This window comes from Delftia sp. HK171 (assembly GCF_001886655.1).
GTDB lineage: Bacteria > Pseudomonadota > Gammaproteobacteria > Burkholderiales > Burkholderiaceae_C > Comamonas > Comamonas acidovorans.
In genome coordinates, this window is the sequence record NZ_CP018101.1 from 693302 (window position 1) to 713740 (window position 20439).

Consider the following 20439-nt stretch of genomic DNA (forward strand, 5'->3'; position numbering starts at 1 on the left):
AAGCCGGGCAATCACCTGGCATCCATCAGATGGCGTCCAGCGGAAACACCGGGCGGCTGACCCGGGCGAACGGAAAGCGCGAATAGTCCGAGGTGGTCACGCCGGGGCTGTCGCACTCGACCAGGCCGGCCGACAGCGGCACGAAGACGGGCCGGCAGTACATGCGCGACTTGAGCAGCACGAAGCGAAAGCGCGTCGGGTCCATGCCCACGCAGTGGAACACGCCCAGGTCCCAGGGCTCGTGCGTCTGCTCGGTGATCACGATCTGCGCGGCGCCCGTATCCAGGCAGACCGTGCGGCCCATGTGGCAGCGCTGGCCCGTGTAGATGGGGCCGCTGACCGTGTAGGCGCCGTCGCTGACGGCGCGCACTGTGCCGCGCAGCCGCAGCGGCTGCTTGTGCAGGCCTATGCGCTCCAGCGATACCTTGTTGCCCAGCGCGATCTCCACCTCGGCGCCTTCGCCCGCCGCCGTGAGCGAGGCAACCGCTTCGGGGTCGCACAGCGGGCCCACGGCAATACCTGACAGGCCCAGCTCCAGCGCGGTCTGCAGCACGTCCATGGTGTCGCAGGTGCCGCCGGACATGCAGTTGTCGCCATGGTCGAGCAGCAGCACGGGGCGGTCGGCGCCTTCGGCCAGGGCCTGGGCGCGGCGCAGCGAATCGGCCAGCGGCTCGCTGCGGTAGATGAAATCGGCCCGGCGCTGCCAGATCCGGGCGGCCAGCGCGTCCACGCTCGCCTGGGTGGCCGCGCGCTCCTCGGTGCGACAGGTGGCGACCACGCTCACGCAGGGCGCGGCGATGTCGGCCAGCGAGAAGCCGCCGAACACCGAGACCGCGGGCAGGCCCTCCGCTTCCAGGGCGCGCGCTGCGTTCACGGCGTCCAGCATGGGACCGTCCAGCGTGGTGCTGCGCAGCGTGTGGCTCATCAGGGGCAGGCGGTGCCAGCACACGGCGTAGCGCGCGCGGCCGGCCAGCATGTCCAGCAGCAGCCGGCCCGCGTGCTCGCCGGTCTCGTACATGTCGATGTGCGGATAGGTCTTGAAGCCGACCATCACATCGGCATTGCCCACCATTTTTTCGGTGATGTTGCCGTGCAGGTCCAGCGCCACGCCAACGGGCACGCCGGGCGCGGCGGCGCGCACGCGTTCGAGCAGGTCGCCTTCGCCGTCGGCACTGTTCTCGGCCACCATAGCGCCGTGCAGGTCCAGCAAGATGGCATCGCAGCCCGGCGCGGCCGCCACGATGCGTTGCGTGAGTTCGTCGTAGGCGGCAGCATGCACGGGGCCGCTGGGATTGGAGGTGGCCGATACCGGCGTGACCAGGGTGGCGCCCGCCGCCTCGGCCAGGTCGATGAAGGCGGCCATGGCCGTGCGCATGCCCTTGTTGGCCGAATAGGCCGCCTCGCCATAGGTGGGCGCAAAGGCCTCGATGGGCGTGGGCACGGGCGAGAAGGTATTGGTCTCGTGGTTGAGCCGGGCGATCAGGATCTTCATGCCGGCACCCCGCCGTCCGCTGCCTGCACCACGCCCGCGGCCGCCAGCATGGCGCGCAGCAGCACGTTGCAGCCGGCCTCCAGGTGGGCGGGCTCGGCATCCTCGATCTCGTTGTGGCTGATGCCGTCGGCGCAGGGCACGAAGATCATGGCCGCAGGCGCCACGCGCGCCAGGTAGACGGCATCGTGGCCCGCGCCGCTGACCACGTCCATGGCGCTGTAGCCCAGGTCGGCGGCATTGGTGCGCACGGCCTCCACCAGGTGCGGCGTGAAGGGCTGGGGCGGGAAGTAGACGACCTGCTCCACGCCAATGGTCACGCCACGCGCGGCGGCAATGTGCTCGCAGGCCGCGCGCAGTGCGGCGTCCATGTCCAGCAGTTGGTCGTCGTCCGGCGCGCGCAGGTCCACGCTGAGCTTGACGCCGCCCGGGATCACGTTGCGCGAGTTGGGAAACACCTCCAGCGATCCCACGGTGCCGCGCGCATGCGGCAGGCGGTCCAGGGCGATGCGGTTGACCTCGGCCACGATGCAACTGGCGGCCAGCAGGGCGTCGTGGCGCAGCTCCATGGGAGTGGGGCCGGCGTGGGCCTCCATGCCCTGCACGCTGACGTCGTACCAGCGCTGGCCCAGCGCGGCGCTGACCACGCCGATCACGCGTTCATGGTTTTCCAGCACCGGGCCCTGCTCGATATGGGCTTCGAAATACGCGCCCACTGCAGGCGCCGGGCCGGCCGGCCCGGCATAGCCGATGGCGCGCAGCGCCTCGTCCACGCTCACGCCCTGGGCATCGCGCTGGGCCAGCGCATGCTCCAGCGTGAAGGCATTGACGAACACGCCCGAGCCCATCATCACGGGCACGAAGCGCGAGCCTTCCTCATTGGTCCACACGGCCACCTCCACCGGGGCGCGCGTGCGCACGCCGCCATCGTTGAGCGTGCGCAGCACCTCCAGCCCGGCCAGCACGCCGTAGTTGCCGTCGAACTTGCCGCCCGTGGGCTGGGTGTCGATGTGGCTGCCCGTCATCACGGGCGGCAGCGCATCGTCCAGGCCCGCGCGCCGCGCGAAGATGTTGCCGATGGCATCGACGCGGATGCTGCAGCCGGCCTCGCGCGCCCACTGCACGAAGAGATCGCGCCCCTGGCGGTCCAGGTCCGTCAGCGCCAGGCGGCACACGCCGCCCTTGGGTGTGGCGCCTATGCGCGCCAGGTCCATCAGCGATTGCCACAGGCGGGCGCCGTCGGTGCGCAGCCCGGCCGCAACGGCGGTGGCTGCAAGAGGGGTACTGAGATCCATGAATGACTCCTGGGAATGCGAAAAGCGGTGGATCAGGCGATCCCTACACCGAGATACCGGTCCTTGATGGCGTCATCGGCCAGGAAAGCGGCATTGCCTGCCTCGTGCGCAATCGCACCCTGTTCGATGATGTAGTGGCGGTCGGCCAGCTGGGTGCAGACCTCCAGGTTCTGCTCCACCAGCAAGATCGCCACGCCAGCGGCCTTGATGGTCTTGAGCTGGGCCACGATCTCCTCCACGATCACGGGCGCCAGGCCCTCGACGGGCTCGTCCAGCATGAGCAGGCGCGGCGCGTTCATCAGGGCGCGGCCTATGGCCAGCATCTGCTGCTCGCCGCCCGACAGCTGGCCGCCGCCGTTGCCGCGCCGCTCCTTGAGGCGCGGGAAGATGCGGTAGATGTCGGCCAGTTGCCAGGGCGAGCGTTTGCGCTGGCCCAGCAGCAGGTTCTCCTCCACCGTGAGCAGCTTGAAGATGCCGCGGTGCTCTGGCACCAGGCAGATGCCGCGCTGGGCCACCTGGTGCGTGGCCATCCGGTGCACGGGTTCACCGCCGAAGCGGATCTGCCCCTGCGAGGGTTGCATCACCCCCGCGATGGACTTGAGCGTGGTGGTCTTGCCCGCGCCGTTGCGGCCCAGCAGCGTGACCAGTTCGCCGTCCTGCACTTGCAGCGACACGCCCTGCAGCACATGGCTCTTGCCGTAGTGGGCGTGTATGCCCTCGACCGAAAGCAGGGGACCGCTCATGCCTTTCCTCCCGTGATCATGTTGCCCAGATAGGCGCTGCGCACGCGCTCGTCGGCGCGGATCTCGTGGGGCAGTCCTTCGGCCAGCACGCGGCCTTGCTGCATGACGGTGATGGTGTCGGAGATGTCCATGACGATGTTCATGTTGTGCTCGATGAGGACCACGGTGTGCTCGTCCCTGAGGCCCTGGATCAGGCGCTTCATCTCGTCCAGGTCGTCGATGCCCATGCCCGAGGTCGGCTCGTCCAGGAAGATGGCCTTGGGTCGGGCGGCCAGGGCCATGCCCACCTCCAGCCGCCGCTGCTGGCCGTGCGAGAGGTTGCCGGCCGGCGTGTCCGCGTGGCGCTCCAGGCCCAGGCGCGACAGCACGCTGGCCACGGTATCGGCCAGGGCGCGAGCACCCACGGGCGCGTTCCAGCAGTCCAGGGCCCTGGCGGGCGCCACGCCCTGCGCGGCCAGGCGCAGGTTCTCGCGCACGGGCAGGGTCAGGAACAGGCTGGTGACCTGAAAGGACCGTGCCATGCCACGGCGCACGCGGCGGTGGTCGGGCTCGCGCGTCACGTCGTGGCCGTCGAAGACGATGCGCCCGCCGCTCACGCTCTTGGTGCCCGTAAGCATGTGGAACAGCGTGGTCTTGCCCGCGCCGTTGGGGCCGATCACCGAGTGCACGGTGTGGGCGCGGACCGTGAGGTCCACGCCGCCCAGGGCGACGAACTTGTCATAGCGTTTCTCGACGCCCACGGCTTCGAGCAGGATGGGAGATGCTGCGGCGCTCATGCCTGGCCTCCTTTGGTTTCTGCAGCGGCCGTCTCGGCATCTGCCGGCCCTTTGCGGCGCACCAGGGCCCACAGGCTCTCGCCCAGGCCCCACAGGCCGCGCTGCAGGCCCAGGCTCACGATCATCAGCACCACGCCCAGCAGCAGCAGCCAGCGTGGCCACAGGGTGGACAGCCAGTCGCCCAGCAGCACATAGAAGGCCGCGCCCAGCACCGAGGCCAGCAGGTTGCCCGTGCCACCGATCACGGTCATCACCAGGATCATTTCGCTGGTGTGGTACTCGGCGTTGGACAGCGGGGCGATGCCCGTCATCATGGCGTGCAGCGCGCCGGCCAGGCCCGTGACCGCGCCCGAGATCACGAAGGCCTGCAGCTTCAGCAGCCTCAGGTCGTAGCCCACGGCGGCGGCGCGCTCCTCGTTGTCGCGCACGGCCAGCAGGGTGCGGCCGAACATGGAGTCGCAGACGCGGCGCAGCAGCCAGAACACCACCAGAAAGAGCACGGCCACAAAGCCGTAGTACTGCCAGGGCGTGGCCAGCGGCCACAGCGTCTGGCCGGCCACCGCGAGGGCGGGGCGGGGCACATCGAGCAGGCCGTTGTCGCCGCCGGTGATGTCCGTGGCCGAGTAGGCCAGAAAATAGAACATCTGCGCAAACGCCAGGGTGAGCATCACGAAGTAGGTGCCGCGCTGGCGTATGGCCACCCAGCCGACGATGGCCGCGCCCACGGCGCCCATGGCCGTGGCGGCCAGCAGGGCCAGCGGCATGGGCAGGGGCCAGCGCGTCAGCAGCAGGGCGATGGTGTAGCTGCCCAGGCCGAAGAAGATGCCCTGCCCGAAGGACAGCAGCCCCGTGTAGCCCAGCAGCAGATTGCAGCCCATGGCCGCGAGGCCGAAGATCAGCACCTCGCTGGCCAGCGAGCCCGACTGCATGCACAGCGGCATGGCGACCACGATGGCCAGCGCGAGAAGGAGATGGGAATGCCTGGTCATGGTCTTCATCCTTTGCGGCCCAGCAGGCCATGGGGTCGCAGCAGCAGCACCGCGGCCATGGCCACGTAGATCATCAGGCGCGCGCCCTCGGGCCACAGCGTGCTCATCACGCTTTGCACGATGCCGATCAGCAGGCCGCCGACCAGGGCGCCGCCGAAGCTGCCCAGCCCGCCCACGACCACGATCACGAACGCCACGCCCAGCGCCTCCACGCCCATGAAGGGCTCGGCGCCGCGTATGGGCGCGGCCAGCACGCCGGCCAGCGCCGCCGTGGCCGCGCCCAGCGCGAACACCAGGCTGAAGATGCGCAGCACGTTCACGCCCAGCAGGGACACCATCTCGGTCGATTCGCTGCCCGCGCGCACCGCGCTGCCCAGCCGCGTGCCCTCCAGCAGCCACCACAGCAGCACGGCCAGCACGGCGGTGAAGCCGATCACGAACAGCCGGTACTTGGGATAGACGAAGCTGCCCCACATCACCACGCCCTGCAGCAGATCGGGCACGGCCACGCTGTCGCCCAGCGGGCCCCATTGCACGATCACCAGCTCCTGCACCACCAGGGCCAGGCCCACGGTGACGATGATGTGGAACTCATGCGCCTTGGCATACACATGGCGCAGCATGAGCTTTTCCACCAGCCAGCCCAGCGCGCCAACGGCCAGCGGCACCACGACCAGGGACAGCCAGAAGCTCATGCCCCAGCGCGTCATCTGATAGCAGAAATAGGCGCCCAGCAGGTAGAAGGCACCGTGCGCGAAATTCACGAAACGCAGCAGGCCGAAAACAATGGACAGGCCCACGGCCAACAGGAAATACAGCATGCCTATGCCGATCCCGTTGATGGTCTGAAGCAGATAGATGCTCATACAGGGTCCGAAACGATGGACGAAGGAGGCGGCGCGGAATGCGCGATGGTTTGAACCCCGTGCGACACAGGGCTGAGCCCTTGAACCGGCATGGCCCAACTCGGGGACACCGAGCAAGGGCCGCCCCGCCGCGAGGGTGTCGTCCCCCTCCCGAAGGAGAGGGGGAAGGCGCGCAGCGCCTCAGGGGGTGCCTTCCATCTCAAACCAGCTTGCAGCCGGTCTGATCTACGGGCAGGAAGGACTTGCCTGAGCTGACCACATCCACGTAGTCGTCCTTGTTCTTCATCTTGGACTTGGCCTTGCCCTTGAGCAGGTAGTAGCTCTTGAGCACCTGGTGGTCGGCCTTGCGCACCTCTTCCTCGCCCGTCAGGCCCTGGTACTTCATGCCTTCCAGCGCGGCGACCACGGCCTTGGGGTCGGCCGTGCCGGCCTTGATGATGGCGTCGATCATCAGCTTGGTGCAGATGTAGTGGCCGGCCAGGCTGTAGTTGGGATTGGCCTTGAACTTGTCGTTGCAGCGCTGCACCAGATCGCGGTTGAGCGGCGTGTCCACCGTGTGCCAGTACTGGGCGCCGAAGTACACGCCGTCGCACAGGTCGGCGCCCAGCGATTCGAACTGCTCCAGCCCCGAGGCCCAGGCGATCAGGATGGTCATGTTCTTGTTCATGCCGAAGCTGATGGCCTGGCGCAGCGTGTCCGAGGACTGGGCGCCGAAGTTCAGCAGCAGCAGCACGTCGGGCTTGGCGGCCACGGCGTTGGTCAGGTAGCCGCTGAACTCCTTTTCGGTCAGCGAGTGGTAGCTGTTGCCCACATGCTCGATGCCCTTTTCCTTGAAGATGTTCTTGGCCGCCGTCAGCAGGCCGTCGCCGAACACGTACTGCGGCGTGATGGTGTACCAGCGCTTGGCCTTGGGCAGGGATTCGACCAGGGGGCGCACGGTCTGCTCGATGGCGCCGAAGGTGGGTGCCGACCAGCGGAAGGTGGCGCTGTTGCAGTCCTTGCCCGTGATCTCGTCGGCGCCTGCGGTGGTGATGAAGATGCCGCCGGTCTTCTCGGCCTCCTTGCCCATGGCCAGCGCCTCCGACGACAGGATGCCGCCTGCGAAGAAGCGCGTGCCCTGCTGCTGCGAAGACTCCTGCAGCTTGCGCACGGCCGTGGCGGGCTTGCCCTCGGTGTCCAGCACGGTGTAGGCCAGCGGCCGGCCCAGCGCCTTGCCGTACTGCTCGATGGCCAGCTTCATGCCCAGGTCCGCATACTTTCCGTTGGCCGCGAAGGCGCCCGACATGGGCACGGGGCAGGCGAACTGGATGCTGTCCTTGGACTGCGCCCAGACGCTGCGGCCCAGGCCCAGCGATGCGGGCAATGCGCCCAGTGCCGAGAGTTGCAGGAGGTGACGACGTTGCATGGGATCTCCGTGGTGGGGACTGAAGGCGCTGCGGCCCGGGTACGCTTTTCAGAGCAAGTTGCATGCCAGTCGAAATGGGTGCGTGCAGGCTCCTTGATTCATATTTATAGTGATAAATAGAAGAAATAGGGCGCGTGCTAACCCTAGGCGGGCACGGCCACGCGCCATGGCGGTGCATACTGCACCAAACCCGCATGCAGATTGGGCGCGGACACGATCCGGTGCCCTTCCGGAGAACACAACAATGGATACACCCAAGTCGCCCTCCCTGGCCATCCGGCAGCTCAAGCGCCCGGATCTCGTGGCCCAGGAGATCAAGCGCCTGATCACCGAAAAGAACCTCAGCCCCGGCGACCGCCTGCCGCGCGAAAGCGAGCTGCAGGCACAGTTCCAGGTCAGCAAGGGCACGATCCGCGAGGCCCTCAAATCGCTGGAAGTGCAGGGGCTGATCACCATCTCCACCGGCCCTTCGGGCGGTGGCACGGTCGTCGAGGTGCCGCTGGACCGCACGCTGCAGTTCATGCAGAACTACCTGTTCTTCCAGGAGGTGACCATCGACGACATCTACACGGTGCGTCAGATGCTGGAGCCCGAGCTGGCGGCAGGCGCCGTGCCCCATCTGACCGAGGCGGATTTCGACGCGCTGGAGCACAGCATCGCCTGCTGCGACCCCACGCAAAGCAGCGAGGACCTGGTCAGCCAGCGGCGCGAGGACGTGAACTTCCACGACATCCTTGCCGCAGCCAATCCCAACCCCTTCCTGCGCTTCACCTGCGAGCTCATCAACGAGATGATTCGCCAGCTCATCGTCTTCGCCAACCGCACGCCCCAGTCCGAGCACCGGCGCTTTGGCGAGGCCAATGCCCGGATCCACCGCGACATCGTGCAGGCCGCACGCGAACGCGATGCCGTGAAGGTGCATGCACTGATGCAGCAGCACATGCGGGATGCGGCCAGCAGCGTCAAGCGCATGAAGGGCCGCATCCAGGGGCGGCTCATCCTGGATGCCGACAGCCTGCGCAGCCCGCGTCCGCAACGCGCCGTGCAGCCGGTGGAAAAGCCTGCGATGGCAGTGCCGAGGACTGCACCAAAAAAGGCACCGAAACCGGCAGCAAAAGCAGCGCCAACAACAACGGCAAGGCCGGCCGCGAAGACCGCCGCAAAAGCCGTCGCGAAGACCACCGCAAAGGCGGCTCCGAAGGCACCCGCCAAGTCACCGTCGGCGCGTCCCGCCGCCGCACGCAAGCGCGCGGCCTCCTGAACTGTCCCGCGCCGGTCATTGCCGGCCCGCGCCACGCGTTTCGCGCCGCCCGCTGCTGGTATGCTGCCGCGCGCTCGGCCTTCACGCATTCCACCCCCTCACGAGACAACAGCATGAGACAAACCCCTTTCGCATCTTCCCGTACCCCTGCCCTGTGGCGCGCCCTGGCCGGCGGCCTGGCGCTGGCGGCCACGCTGGCGGCGCCCTTCGCCCATGCCCAGGGCGCAGGCAGCTATCCGTCCAAGACCATTCGCCTGGTCGTGCCCTTTGCGCCTGGCGGCTCCACCGACATCCTGGGCCGCCTGCTGGCGCAAAAGATGGGCGAGAGCATGCACACCACGGTGGTGGTGGACAACAAGCCCGGCGCCAACGGCACCATCGGCTGCGACCTGGTGGCCAAGGCGCCGGCCGACGGCTACACCGTGGTGCTGGGCGATGTGGGCTGCATGGCCATGGCCAAGGGCCTGTACACCAAGCTGCCCTATGACCCGCTGCGCGACTTCGCGCCCATCAGCCTGGTGGCACGCAGCCCGCTGGTGCTCACCGTGGGCGCGCAAAGCCCGTTCCACTCGCTCAAGGAGCTGACGGCGGCGGCCCAGGCCCAGCCCGGCAAGCTCAACTACCCCTCGTCGGGCACGGGCGGCCCCAACCACCTGGGCGCCGAGCTGTATGCCATGCAGGCCAAGGTCAAGATCGGCCACGTGCCCTACAAGGGCAGCGCGCCTTCCGTGGTGTCGCTGGCCGCCGGTGAGACCGACTTCGGCTTTCTCACGGCCGTGACGATTGCCGCGCAGCTCAAGGCCGGCAAGGTGCGCGCCCTGGCCGTGGCCCACAACGAGCGTCTGCAGTCCATGCCCGACGTGCCCACCATGTCCGAGGCCGGCCTCAAGGACTTCACGGCCGATGCCTGGTTCCTCGCGGCCGTGCCCGCAGGCACGCCCAAGCCCATCGTGGACAGGCTCTACGCCGAGATCGCCAAGGCCCTGCCCGCGCCCGAGGTCAAGGAAAAGCTGGACGCCATGGGCGTGCTGCCCTCGGGCCTCAAGCCCGATGCCTCGGCCCAGTTCCTGCGCGTGGAAGTGGACAAGTGGCGCGATGTGATCAAGAACGCGGGCATCACGCTGGACTGATTTCGCAGCCTTGCCGTTGCCATGTAAAAAAGCCCCTGCGGCCTCACGGCCCAGGGGCTTTTCTCATGTGCCGGAGATGCTCAGTTCGTTTCCGTCAGGGCATCGCCCAGGGCGCTGACCAGCCGCTCGATCTCGGCCTTCTCGCTGATGAAGGGCGGCGCGATCTGGATGGTGTCGCCGCCGTAGCGCACGTAAAAGCCCTTGTCCCAGCACTTCATGGCGATCTCGTAGGGACGGCGGGCCGGCTCGCCGGGCAGCGACTCGATGGTGAAGCCCGCAGCCAGGCCGAAGTTGCGGATGTCGGCCACATGCTTTGCTCCCTTGAGGCTGTGCACGGCCTGCTCGAAGAACGGGGCCAGCGCGCGCACGCGGCCCGGGCCGTCCTCGCGCTGCAGCAGGTCCAGCGCGGCCACGCCTGCTGCGCAGGCAATGGGGTGGGCCGAGTAGGTGTAGCCGTGCGGGAACTCCAGCATGTACTCGGGGCCGCCCGCTGCCATGAAGGTGTCGTAGATCTCCTTGCTGGCCACCACGGCGCCCAGGGGCTGGGCGCCATTGGTCACCTGCTTGGCGATGTTCATGATGTCGGGCGTGACGCCGAAGGCCTCGGCCCCCGTCATGGCGCCGCAGCGGCCAAAGCCCGTGATGACCTCGTCGAAGATCAGCAGGATGTTGTTCTGCGTGCAGATCTCGCGCAGGCGCTGCAGGTAGCCGGCCGGCGGAATCACCACGCCGGCCGAGCCCGAGAAGGGCTCGACGATGACGGCCGCGATGTTGCTGGCGTCATGCAGGGCGATCAGGTCCAGCAGCCGGTCGGCCAGCGCGCGGCCATCGGTGGTGGGCATGCCTTTGTGGAAGGAACCCAGCGCTGGCTGCGTGTGCGGCAGGTGGTCGGCCTCCACGCCCTGGCCGAAGGTCTTGCGGTTGCCCACCATGCCGCCGACGGAGATGCCGCCGAAGTTCACGCCGTGGTAGCCCTTCTCGCGCCCGATCAGCCGGGTCTTGCCGCCCTGGCCCTTGGCGCGCCAGTAGGCGCGCGCCATCTTCAGCGCCGTGTCGGCCGCCTCCGAGCCCGAGCCCGTAAAGAACACATGGTCCAGGCCTGCAGGCGTCAGCTCCTTGATCTTGTTGGCCAGCGCGAACGAGGCCGGGTGGCCGAACTGGAAGGCCGGCGCATAGTCCAGCTGCTGGGCCGCGCGGCCGATGGCTTCGGCGATCTCGCGGCGGCCATGGCCCAGGCCCGAGCACCACAGGCCCGACAGGCCGTCGAAGATCTTGCGGCCGTCGGCATCGGTGTAGTAGGCGCCCTGGGCGCTGGTGATCATGCGCGGGCGCGCCTTGAACTCGCGGTTGCCGGTGAAGGGCATCCAGTGGGCGTCAAGCCAGGCGGCATCGGTGCGCGTGGCGGCTGCAGCGCCTTGTTCGGTGGGAACCAGGGTCATGGTGATCTCCTCGGGCCGGGAAAGAAATAAAGGAACCGGCCCATTGTGATCGTGCCTTTTGATTTCTCGAAGTGCGTGATATCGAGGTTCACTTGCGGATTCCTGCAAGTGAGCAGGGGCTTGCCGGTCCGGGCCCGGAGAGCGCGCATTGTGGGAATCCATGGCCGATGCCGCCCTGGTGCTCGCCTATAGTGGCTCCCCTGTAGTGGTGGCCGGTTCAGGCGGGCACCGGGAGGCGAAGGGCGATGGCGGATTTTTCGATGGACAGCACCCCAGGCCGCCCGGCGCGGGACGGGCGCGCGCGCGCCGCGCTGGGCCAGCTGGGCGACATGGACCTGCGCCTGCTGCGCGTGTTCAAGGCCGTGGTCGAGTGCGGCGGCATGTCGGCTGCCGAGCTGGAGCTGAACATCGGCAGCTCCACGCTGAGCCGCCATATGAAGGACCTGGAGGAGCGCCTGGGCCTGACGCTGTGCCGGCGCGGGCGCGCGGGCTTCGCGCTCACGCCCGAAGGCCACCGCATCTATGAGGCCACCTTGCAACTGCTCGGTGGCGTGGAAGGCTTCCTGGGCCAGGTGGACGACATCCATGGCCGGCTGGCCGGTACGCTGGACGTGGCGCTGTTCGACAAGACCGTGGGCAATCCGCAGTCGCGCATTCCCGAGGCGATCGGCGTTTTGCACGACCAGGCGCCGCAGCTGCATCTGCGCCTGCATGTGGCCTCCATCCAGGCCATCGAGCGGGGGCTGATGGAGGGGCGCTGGCAGGTGGGCGTGCTGCCATCGGCACCCAGTTCGGGCGCGCTGGACAGCGCCCGGCTGTTTGGCGAGCGCATGCAGCTGTATTGCGCTCCCGGCCATCCGCTGCATGGCGCCGACCATGGCGCGCTGGACTGGAGCAGCCTGGGCGCGCATGCCTTCGCAGGCCTGGGCTACCAGTCGCCCAACATGGCGCTCAGCCACCAGGCCGGCCTGCAGCGCCAGGCCACCGGTTTTGACCAGGAGGCCATTGCCATGCTGGTGCGATCGGGCCGCTACCTGGGCTTTCTGCCCGATCACTATGCACAGGCCATGCAGGACCAGGGCCTGCTGCAGGCCGTGGCACCGCACCGCTTTTTCTATCTGTGCGATTTCTTCGCGGTCTGGCGCAATGCCGTGGCCCCTGGGCGTGCGGCCCGGGTGTTCATTGACGCCCTGCTGTCCGTGCACCATGGATGAACGGGTTCATCACAGCCTTGGAAAGAGGAAATTCACAGGTTTGATATCAGGATGTGCACAGGTTTTTGCACAGCTTGTGCTCAGGTTTTTGCAGCGTATGCGCTTGACAATGTTTGGCATTGTGGCCGGTGCCAGGGCTTCAGTCCGCCCCGATTGCGCCGACATGCATGCATGGATTCCGTGTCGGCCCTGGGCCGTACGAGCAGCGCCTTGATACCAACGATTTCGCATTTTCCGGGTTCTTGCCACCATGCGCCGCCATGTCCACCTCTCTTGCCGCCACGGCAGGGCCGGGTTTCAGCCCGTGCCGCCATCGACCATCCTGGCCAGGGTCTCGGCCAGCCATTTCCCGAATGAGTCTGCGCCAAGGGGCTGCATGGGTGCCGGCATGGGCATGGGCATGTTCATCTCCGTCCTCTCGGCAGGCTCAGGCTGCAGCCGTGGGCGGCGCCATCGCGGCGGCGGCATCGGCACGGCGGCGCAGGCCCCGTTCCCAGAGCTTTTCATGGAAGAAGAAGGCCACGGCCTGGACAGTGGGCTCCAGCAGGCTGAGCGTCAGCGCGGCCCAGAGGTTGCGGGTCACGGCATAGGCCACTGCCGCCGCCACCGTGACGTGGATGACGTAGTAGCTGGCGGTTTTCATCAGCGTGTGGCGGTGGTGGTGCAGGGTCTGGCGGATGCGGGTCATGGGGCTTTCCTCGGGGCTTTTCTCGTGATGAGACTCCATGCTAGGTGTGATCAATAGCTGCGGCCAATCGAAAATGATTATCAAAGACATGAAGACTATCGATGGCGGGCAGGCAGGTGCCGTGGCCCTGTGCCATTCAGGGGGAGCGCCATGAATTGGGACGAGATCTTCGTGCTCGGATGGGCACCCCATCCGCAGTGGTTCCAGTGGCTGCATCCGGGCCTGGTGGCGCTGTCGGTGGGGGTGGCCGTGGCCACGTCGATGATGGCCATGCAGATCGCGGGGCTGGCGCGCAATGCCGCCTCGCCCCGGATACGCCGCACCGGCGTGCTGACCGGCGCCTTCTGCCTGGGCGCCGGCATCTGGGCCATGCACTTCATCGGCATGCTCGCCTTCGTGCCCTGCACCTTCGGCGACTACGACCCCTGGATTACCGCGCTGTCCATGCTGCCCAGCATGCTGGCGTCCTGGCTGGCGCTGACGCTGATGGTGCGGCCCCGGCTGTCCGCCCAGGCGCTGGTCGGCGGCGGCGTGCTCATGGGGCTGGGCATTGGCTCCATGCACTACATCGGCATGGCGGCGGCCCAGACCTGGAGCCTGATGCTCTACGACCCCTGGGGCGTGCTGCTGTCGGTGATCGTGGCCGCCACCATGGCCATGCTGTCGCTGTGGGTGCGCTTTCGGCTGGGCAACACGGGCCGCCTGTGGCCCACGCTGGTGGCCGGCATAGTCATGGGCCTGGCCATTTCCTGCATGCACTATGCGGGCCTGTACGCACTGCGCCTCAAGCCCGGTATCGATGCGCTGGCGCAGCAGCAGGCGCCCACGCATGCGCTGCTGGTGTTCTCCATCGTGGGCGTGGTGGTGCTGATCTTCGGCCTGGTGCTCGCGGTCAACATGACGCTGCGCTACCGCCAGATCTACCGGCAGGTCCAGCGCAGCGAGTCGCGCCTGCGCGCCGTGGTGGATACGGCGGTGGACGGCATCGTGATGATCGACGGGCGCGGCAGCATCGTCTCGTTCAACGGCGCGGCCGAGCGGCTGCTGGGCTGGACGGCGCAGGAGGTGCTGGGCCGCAGCGCCAGCCTGCTCATGCCTGCGTCGGGCTGCGATGGTGAGGGCGGCTCGCTGGAAAAGCAGCTGGCCGCGGGCTTTGCAGGCCTGCTCGGCTCCAGCCGCGATGTCCATGCCCTGCACAAGGACGGCACGCAGATCGCCGTGCGCCTGGCCGTGGGCCGGGTGGCGATTGCGGGCGATCCGCTGTTCGTGGGCTTTGTGACCGACATCCGCGAGCGCCGCCAGATGCTGCAGTCGCTGCGCCGCAGCGAGGAGCAGTACCGCACCCTGATCAACAACGTGCCGGGCACCACCTTCCGCTGCCTGTATGACGGCAAGTGGACGCCGCTGCTGCTCAGCCGCTCCATCAAGGAGCTGACCGGCTGGACGGAGCAGGACTTCACGGACGGACTCACGGGCTGGGACCGGCTCATCCATGCCGAGGACCGCGACCGGCTGGAGGCTGCGGTCTCGCATTCGCTGTCACGGCGCCAGACCTACAACGCCGACTACCGCCTGCTGCACCGCGACGGCAGCACCCGCTGGGTGTCCGAGACCGGGCGCGGCGTCTTCAACGAGCACGACGAGCTGACCTGGATCGACGGCGTGATCATGGACCAGACGGCGGCGCGCGCGCGCAATGCCGAGTTCGAGGGCACGGTGCGCGCCATCGACCTGTCGCTGGCCACCATCGAGTACGACCTGCTGGGCCAAGTGCTGCGCGCCAACCGCAATTTCCTGGACCTGTTCGGCTACCGGCTCGACGAGGTCGCGGGCCGCCACCACGGCATGTTCTGCGAGCCCGGCTATGCCCACACGCCCGAGCATGTGCAGTTCTGGCGCCGCCTGGCCGAGGGCGAGTTCCAGGCCGGCGAATTCCTGCGCTGCGGGCGCGAGGGGCGGCGCATCTGGGTGCAGGCCACCTACAACCCCATACGCGACGCCGACGGCCGGCCCTACAAGATCGTCAAGCTGCTCACCGACATCAGTGCCCAGCGCAAGCTGGCCCAGGAGCTGGTGCTGGCCAAGGAGCATGCCGAGGCGGCCGCCGCCGCGCGCAGCACCTTCCTGGCCAACATGAGCCACGAAATCCGCACGCCCATGAACGCCATCATCGGCTTCACCGAGGCGCTGCGCGAAACCGCCCTGCAGCCCACGCAGGCGCGCTACCTGGACACGGTGCACTACGCGGCGCGCTCCATGCTGCGCCTGCTCAATGACATCCTGGACACGGCCAAGCTCGACAAGGGCGCGGTGGAGCTGGAGATCGAGGATTTCTCGGTGCGCGAGCTGTGCCAGCAGATCCTGGCGTCGCTGCGCATCACGGCCGACCGCAAGGGCCTGGACCTGCGCCTGGACTACGACCCGCACACACCGGCGGCCCTGCGTGGCGACGGCATGCGCGTGCAGCAGATCCTGGTGAACCTGCTGGGCAATGCCGTGAAGTTCACCGAGCGTGGCCATGTGCTGCTGCGCGTGCGCTACGAGCAGGGCGTGCTGCAGCTCGATGTGCATGACACGGGCATCGGCATCGCGCCCGAGAAGATCCACCGCATCTTCGACCCCTTCGCCCAGGCCGATGCCTCGACCACGCGGCGCTTTGGCGGCACGGGCCTGGGCACGACCATCTCGCGCCAGCTGGCCGAGCTCATGGGCGGCAGCATCCAGCTGCACAGCACCGTGGGCGTGGGCACGGTGTTCGAGGTGCGCCTGCCCCTGCCGGTCGGCGAGAGTCCGCTGTCCGAGCGCGGCGCGGCCAGCCGCGGCCTGCCGCCGCTGCACATCCTGGCCGTGGACGATGTGCCCGAGAACCTGGAGCTGCTGCAGATCAACTTCTCCAGCCAGAACCACCAGATGGCGCTGGCGCATGACGGCGCCGAGGCGCTGCGCTGCGTGCAGGCGCAGGAGCCGCCCTTCGACGTGGTGCTGATGGACCTGCAGATGCCGGGCATGGACGGCCTGGCGGCGGCGCGTGCCATCCGCGTCTGGGAGCGGCAACTGCAGCGCCGGCCCGTGCCCATCGTCGCGCTGTCGGCCAGCGTGCTGGAGAAGGACCGCAGCGACGCCAGCGCCGCCGGCATGGACGGCTTTGCCTCCAAACCGCTGGACATGGCGCGGCTGCAGGCCGAGATCGCGCGGCTGCTGTCGCTGCAGGTGGCGCTCAAGGAGGCCAGGCCGCCCGCGCCCGCCAGTGCCCAGGCGGGGCTGCCCGATGTCACGGTGGACTGGGCCTCGGGCATTGCGCTGTGGGGCCGGGTCGACCCGCTGGTGGCTGCCATTCGGCGCTTTCTGAACGAGCAGCTTGATCTGGCCGATCGCCTGCGCCGCGCCCTGCAGCGCCCGGGGACCGAGGCCCTGGTGGGCCTGGCGCACCGCGTGCGCGGCGCGGCAGGCAACCTGGGGCTGCAGGCCGTATACCGCCTGGCATCGCGCCTGGAAGGCCATGCGCAGGATGGCGCCCCGCAACCCCAGCTGCTTGCCCTCATCGACCAGTTGCAGCAGGCGCTGGATGCCGTGACGCAGGAGCTGCGCCAGCGCCATCCGGCCGCCATGCCGGTGGCCGAGGTCGCGGGCCAGGCGCTGCCCGGCGGCACGGCACCGGCGCCGCCCGTGGCCGATGCCGGGCCGCAGGGCGGCGCGTCCTGCCTGCCGGCCGATGCCCGGCCCTGGCTGGAGCGCATCGTTGCCGCATTGCAAAGCGGGGAGCTGGACGGGCAGGCCATGCAGGCCCTGGTGCGCATGCTGACGGCCGAACAGCTGCAACCACTGCAGCAGGCACTGGATAATTTCGACTTCGAGCGTGCGCAGGAATGCGCCCAGCAGCTGCAGCAGCAACTGCCCTCGATCGATGGAGACAGAGCATGAATGCGCCCAATCTACTGGCAACGGACAAGCGCCCGCGCCTGCTGCTGGTCGATGACGACCCGACCAACCTGCATGTGCTGCGCCAGATCCTGGGCGAGGACTACCGGCTCTCGTTCGCCACGGACGGGCGCAAGGCACTGCAGCTGGCACAGCACCAGCCGGACCTGATCCTGCTGGACATCATGATGCCCGAGCTCGATGGCTACGCCGTGTGCCGACAGCTCAAGGCACAGGCCGACACCGCCCGCATCCCGGTGATCTTCATCACGGCCCTGTCGGACGGGCAGGACGAGGCGCTGGGCTTTGCCTCCGGCGCGGTGGACTACATCGTCAAGCCCGTGCGTGCGCCGGTGGTGCGCGCGCGGGTGCGCAACCACCTGTCGCTGGTCAAGCTCGACGAGCTGCGCAGCACGCGGCTGCAGATCGTGCAGCGCCTGGGCCGCGCGGCCGAGTACCGCGACAACGAAACCGGCATGCACGTGATCCGCATGAGCCACTACGCAAAGACGTTGGCGCTGGCGGCCGGCTGCACCGACGAGTGGGCGGACGACCTGCTCAACGCCGCGCCCATGCACGACGTGGGCAAGATCGGCATCCCCGACGCCATCCTGCTCAAGAACGGCCCGCTGACGGCCGAGGAATGGACGGTCATGCGCCGCCATCCGCAGATCGGCGCCGAGATCATCGGCGAGCACGATTCCCAGGTGCTGCAGATGGCCTACAGCATTGCGCTGACCCATCACGAGAAATGGGACGGCACGGGCTACCCGCAGGGCCTGGCCGGCGAGGACATTCCGCTGGCCTCGCGCATCGTGGCCGTGGCCGACGTGTTCGATGCCCTCACCACGGAGCGCCCCTACAAGCACGCCTGGACCGTGGACGACGCCATGGAGCACATAGAGCAGCAGGCCGGCGCCCACTTCGACCCGCGCCTGGTGCCGCTGTTCATCGGCCTGCGCCCGCAGCTGGAAGACATACGCGAGCGCTGGAAGGATTGACTGCACCGGCAGCACCGATTCCGGCAGGGCATGCTGGGGCATGGGCCATCGCTTACCCTGGCGGGCCTGCCATCGGCGCTCAAATGACCTGTCCATGTCTTCTCCCCCGTCCCTCGCTGGCCGCTTCCATGTCCGCGCACTGACTGCTGCCGACCTGTCCGATCTGCTGCACATCCAGCTGGCCTGCTATGGCGCGGACTATGCCGAGAGCGGCGAGGTCTTTGCGCGGCGCCTGGCCAGCGCGGCGAACTGCTCGCTGGCGCTGGAGCAGGGCGGCCGGGTGCGCGCCTACCTCGCGGCCTACCGCAGCCGGATGGCCAAGATCACCCCGCTGCACGGTGACTTCGAAGCCGTGGAGCAGGCCGACACCCTCTACCTGCACGACATGGCCGTGCACCCCGACGCTGCAGGCCAGGGCCTGGCGCGTGCGCTGCTGGCGCCGCTGTGGGACAGGGCGCGTGCCGAGGGCCTGCGCCACACGGCCCTGGTCTCGGTGCAGGGCTCACGCGGCTACTGGGAGCGCCATGGCTATGCCGTGCAGGCGCTGGTGAACCCGCTGCAGCAGCAGCGCCTGGACAGCTATGGCGATGGTGCGCTGTACATGGTCCGGCCGCTGTAGGGCGCGGTGTCGCGTGGGTGGCCGGCAGGGCGTGTTGAGGGCGTGTTGATGGGGTTTTGGTCGGGGACGTGCTGGCCGCCTCTGGTCATAATGCGCGCCATGCCCGATCGCTGGAAACCCAATGTCACTGTGGCGGCCATCATTGAGCGCGATGGCCGTTTTCTGCTGGTGGAAGAAGACACGGCCGATGGCGTGCGCTACAACACGCCCGCAGGCCATCTCGACCCGGCCGAGTCGCCCATCGCCGCCTGCGTGCGCGAGGTCGATGAGGAAACCGCGCACGACTTCGTGCCCACGGCCCTGGTCGGCATTTACCTGAACCGCTTCGTGCGTACGCGCACGGGTTCGGACATCACCTATCTGCGCTTTGCGTTCACGGGCGAGCTGGGCGACTTCCGGCCCGGCCAGCCGCTGGACGACGGCATCCTGCGCACGGTCTGGATGACGCTGGACGAACTCAAGGCCTGCGCAGCCCAGCACCGCAGCCCGCTGGTGATGCAAAGCATCGAGGACTACCTGGCCGGCCGCCGCTATCCGCTGGAGCTGATCCATACCGATCCCAGCGTGATGCAGGCTCCGCAGCCCCACTGAGTCACCAAGGCACCGAGCACCATGCCGGCCCTGTCTGTCACAAAACGCCACGCTCCCGCGTCTTGATGGCATGCAGACCTCCTCCGCCCCTGACGATCCCCTGGCGCTGTTTGAGCGCCACCGCCCGCGCCTGTTCGGCCTGGCCTACCGCATGCTGGGCCAGCGCGCCGATGCCGAAGACCTGGTCCAGGAAGCCTGGCTGCGCTGGCATGGCGCCGAGCGCGCCGGCATAGAGCAGCCCGAGGCCTGGCTGGTCTCCGTGACCACGCGCCTGGCCATAGACCGGCTGCGCCGCCTGCGCGCCGAGCGCGAGCACTACCAGGGCTTCTGGCTGCCCGAGCCCCTGGTCCAGCCCTGGGCCGAGGAGGCCGCGCCCTCGGCCGAAGACCTGCTGGAGCGGGCCCACGACGTGTCCACGGCCCTGATGTTCGTGCTGGAGCAGCTCACCCCCGACGAACGTGCGGCCTTCCTGCTGCGCGAGATCTTCGATGCCGACTATGCCGAGGTGGCCCAGGCCCTGGGCCGCAGCGAGGCCGCCTGCCGCCAGCTCGTGCACCGCGCCCGCAGCCATGTACAGGCCGGCCGCCCGCGCTTTGCGGCGCCGCCCGAGGCCCATGCCGCGCTGCTGCAGCGCTTTGCGCAGGCCGTGCAGGGCGGGAACTTCGCGCAGATCCAGGCGCTGTTCGCGCCCGATGCCGAGCTCATCAGCGACGGCGGCGGCAAGGTGCCCTCGTTTGGCCGCGTGCTGGAGACGGGCCGGCGCCTGGCCCTGCTGTACTTCGCCACCACGCGCCGCATGCGGCGCAACGGCCAGCAACAGAGCCTGCATCTGGCGCGCGTCAACGGCCTGCCGGGCCTGCTGCGCTGCATCGACGGCGAACTGGAGTCCGTGCAGACGCTGCTGGTCGAGGACGGCCTGATCCGCTGCATCTACACGCTGCGCAACCCCGACAAGCTGGCCGGCGTGGCCGTGCCGGCGCCACTGCCGTTCCCGGCAGGCCCTGCAGCGTAGTCA

17 protein-coding genes are annotated in these 20439 nt (G+C 68.4%); 8 read left to right on the plus strand and 9 right to left on the minus strand.

Annotated features, from left to right (window positions below):
- Positions 1-25 precede the first annotated feature (25 nt).
- The 7 genes from BO996_RS03185 to BO996_RS03215 all read right to left on the minus strand — a co-directional run bounded on the left by BO996_RS03185 (position 26) and on the right by BO996_RS03215 (position 7563).
- On the minus strand, positions 26-1492 hold the full coding sequence (locus BO996_RS03185) for a M81 family metallopeptidase (protein ID WP_071953984.1): 1467 nt from the start codon (positions 1490-1492) through the stop codon (positions 26-28).
- Positions 1489-2784, minus strand: coding sequence for a Zn-dependent hydrolase (locus tag BO996_RS03190; protein WP_071953985.1), 1296 nt, complete (start codon positions 2782-2784; stop codon positions 1489-1491). Before BO996_RS03190 ends, BO996_RS03185 begins: the two co-directional genes overlap by 4 nt.
- 32 nt (positions 2785-2816) lie before the next feature.
- Entirely contained in the window at positions 2817-3527 is a 711-nt protein-coding gene (locus tag BO996_RS03195) for an ABC transporter ATP-binding protein (RefSeq protein ID WP_071953986.1), read from the minus strand.
- Positions 3524-4303 carry an ABC transporter ATP-binding protein gene (locus tag BO996_RS03200; RefSeq protein WP_071953987.1) on the minus strand — a complete coding sequence of 260 codons (780 nt, stop codon included), beginning with the start codon at positions 4301-4303 and terminating at the stop codon, positions 3524-3526. The genes BO996_RS03195 and BO996_RS03200 overlap by 4 nt, the downstream gene beginning before the upstream one ends.
- Entirely contained in the window at positions 4300-5292 is a 993-nt protein-coding gene (locus BO996_RS03205) for a branched-chain amino acid ABC transporter permease (protein ID WP_013804787.1), read from the minus strand. Before BO996_RS03205 ends, BO996_RS03200 begins: the two co-directional genes overlap by 4 nt.
- Positions 5293-5297: 5 nt before the next feature.
- Positions 5298-6158 carry a branched-chain amino acid ABC transporter permease gene (locus BO996_RS03210; RefSeq protein WP_012207821.1) on the minus strand — a complete coding sequence of 287 codons (861 nt, stop codon included), beginning with the start codon at positions 6156-6158 and terminating at the stop codon, positions 5298-5300.
- A gap of 199 nt (positions 6159-6357) precedes the next feature.
- On the minus strand, positions 6358-7563 hold the full coding sequence (locus BO996_RS03215; protein WP_071953988.1) for an ABC transporter substrate-binding protein: 1206 nt from the start codon (positions 7561-7563) through the stop codon (positions 6358-6360).
- 244 nt (positions 7564-7807) lie between these two features.
- Between BO996_RS03215 and BO996_RS03220 the strand changes: the two genes are divergently transcribed.
- Together BO996_RS03220 and BO996_RS03225 are read left to right on the plus strand one after the other, a co-directional pair.
- Positions 7808-8824, plus strand: a complete 1017-nt coding sequence (locus tag BO996_RS03220; protein WP_071953989.1) for a FadR/GntR family transcriptional regulator — start codon at positions 7808-7810, stop codon at positions 8822-8824.
- A 113-nt stretch (positions 8825-8937) separates the two neighbouring features.
- Complete coding sequence (locus BO996_RS03225) at positions 8938-9954, plus strand: Bug family tripartite tricarboxylate transporter substrate binding protein (RefSeq protein ID WP_012207818.1); 1017 nt, start codon at positions 8938-8940, stop codon at positions 9952-9954.
- Positions 9955-10034: 80 nt separating this feature from the next.
- Here the strand turns inward: BO996_RS03225 and BO996_RS03230 are convergent, their stop codons facing one another.
- Positions 10035-11393 (minus strand): aspartate aminotransferase family protein, encoded by a 1359-nt coding sequence (locus BO996_RS03230; RefSeq protein ID WP_013804783.1) that lies wholly within the window; start codon positions 11391-11393, stop codon positions 10035-10037.
- Positions 11394-11638: 245 nt separating this feature from the next.
- Here BO996_RS03230 and BO996_RS03235 point away from each other — a divergent pair, with 245 nt between their 5' ends.
- Positions 11639-12607, plus strand: a complete 969-nt coding sequence (locus BO996_RS03235; RefSeq protein WP_071953990.1) for a LysR family transcriptional regulator — start codon at positions 11639-11641, stop codon at positions 12605-12607.
- Between the two features lie 427 nt (positions 12608-13034).
- Here BO996_RS03235 and BO996_RS03240 read toward each other — a convergent pair whose 3' ends face one another.
- Complete coding sequence (locus BO996_RS03240; protein WP_013804781.1) at positions 13035-13295, minus strand: DUF2061 domain-containing protein; 261 nt, start codon at positions 13293-13295, stop codon at positions 13035-13037.
- A gap of 150 nt (positions 13296-13445) precedes the next feature.
- Between BO996_RS03240 and BO996_RS03245 the strand changes: the two genes are divergently transcribed.
- The 5 genes from BO996_RS03245 (at position 13446) to sigJ (ending at position 20436) form a co-directional block, all read left to right on the plus strand.
- Positions 13446-17216, plus strand: coding sequence for a PAS domain S-box protein (locus BO996_RS03245; protein ID WP_071953991.1), 3771 nt, complete (start codon positions 13446-13448; stop codon positions 17214-17216).
- Entirely contained in the window at positions 17213-18214 is a 1002-nt protein-coding gene (locus BO996_RS03250; protein WP_012207812.1) for an HD-GYP domain-containing protein, read from the plus strand. Before BO996_RS03245 ends, BO996_RS03250 begins: the two co-directional genes overlap by 4 nt.
- A gap of 94 nt (positions 18215-18308) precedes the next feature.
- Entirely contained in the window at positions 18309-18833 is a 525-nt protein-coding gene (locus tag BO996_RS03255; protein ID WP_071953992.1) for a GNAT family N-acetyltransferase, read from the plus strand.
- Positions 18834-18923: 90 nt separating this feature from the next.
- A complete protein-coding gene (locus BO996_RS03260) occupies positions 18924-19424 on the plus strand; it encodes an NUDIX hydrolase (protein ID WP_012207810.1) in 501 nt (166 codons plus the stop codon).
- 70 nt (positions 19425-19494) lie between these two features.
- Positions 19495-20436 carry an RNA polymerase sigma factor SigJ gene (gene sigJ / locus BO996_RS03265; protein WP_034397441.1) on the plus strand — a complete coding sequence of 314 codons (942 nt, stop codon included), beginning with the start codon at positions 19495-19497 and terminating at the stop codon, positions 20434-20436.
- Positions 20437-20439 lie beyond the last annotated feature (3 nt).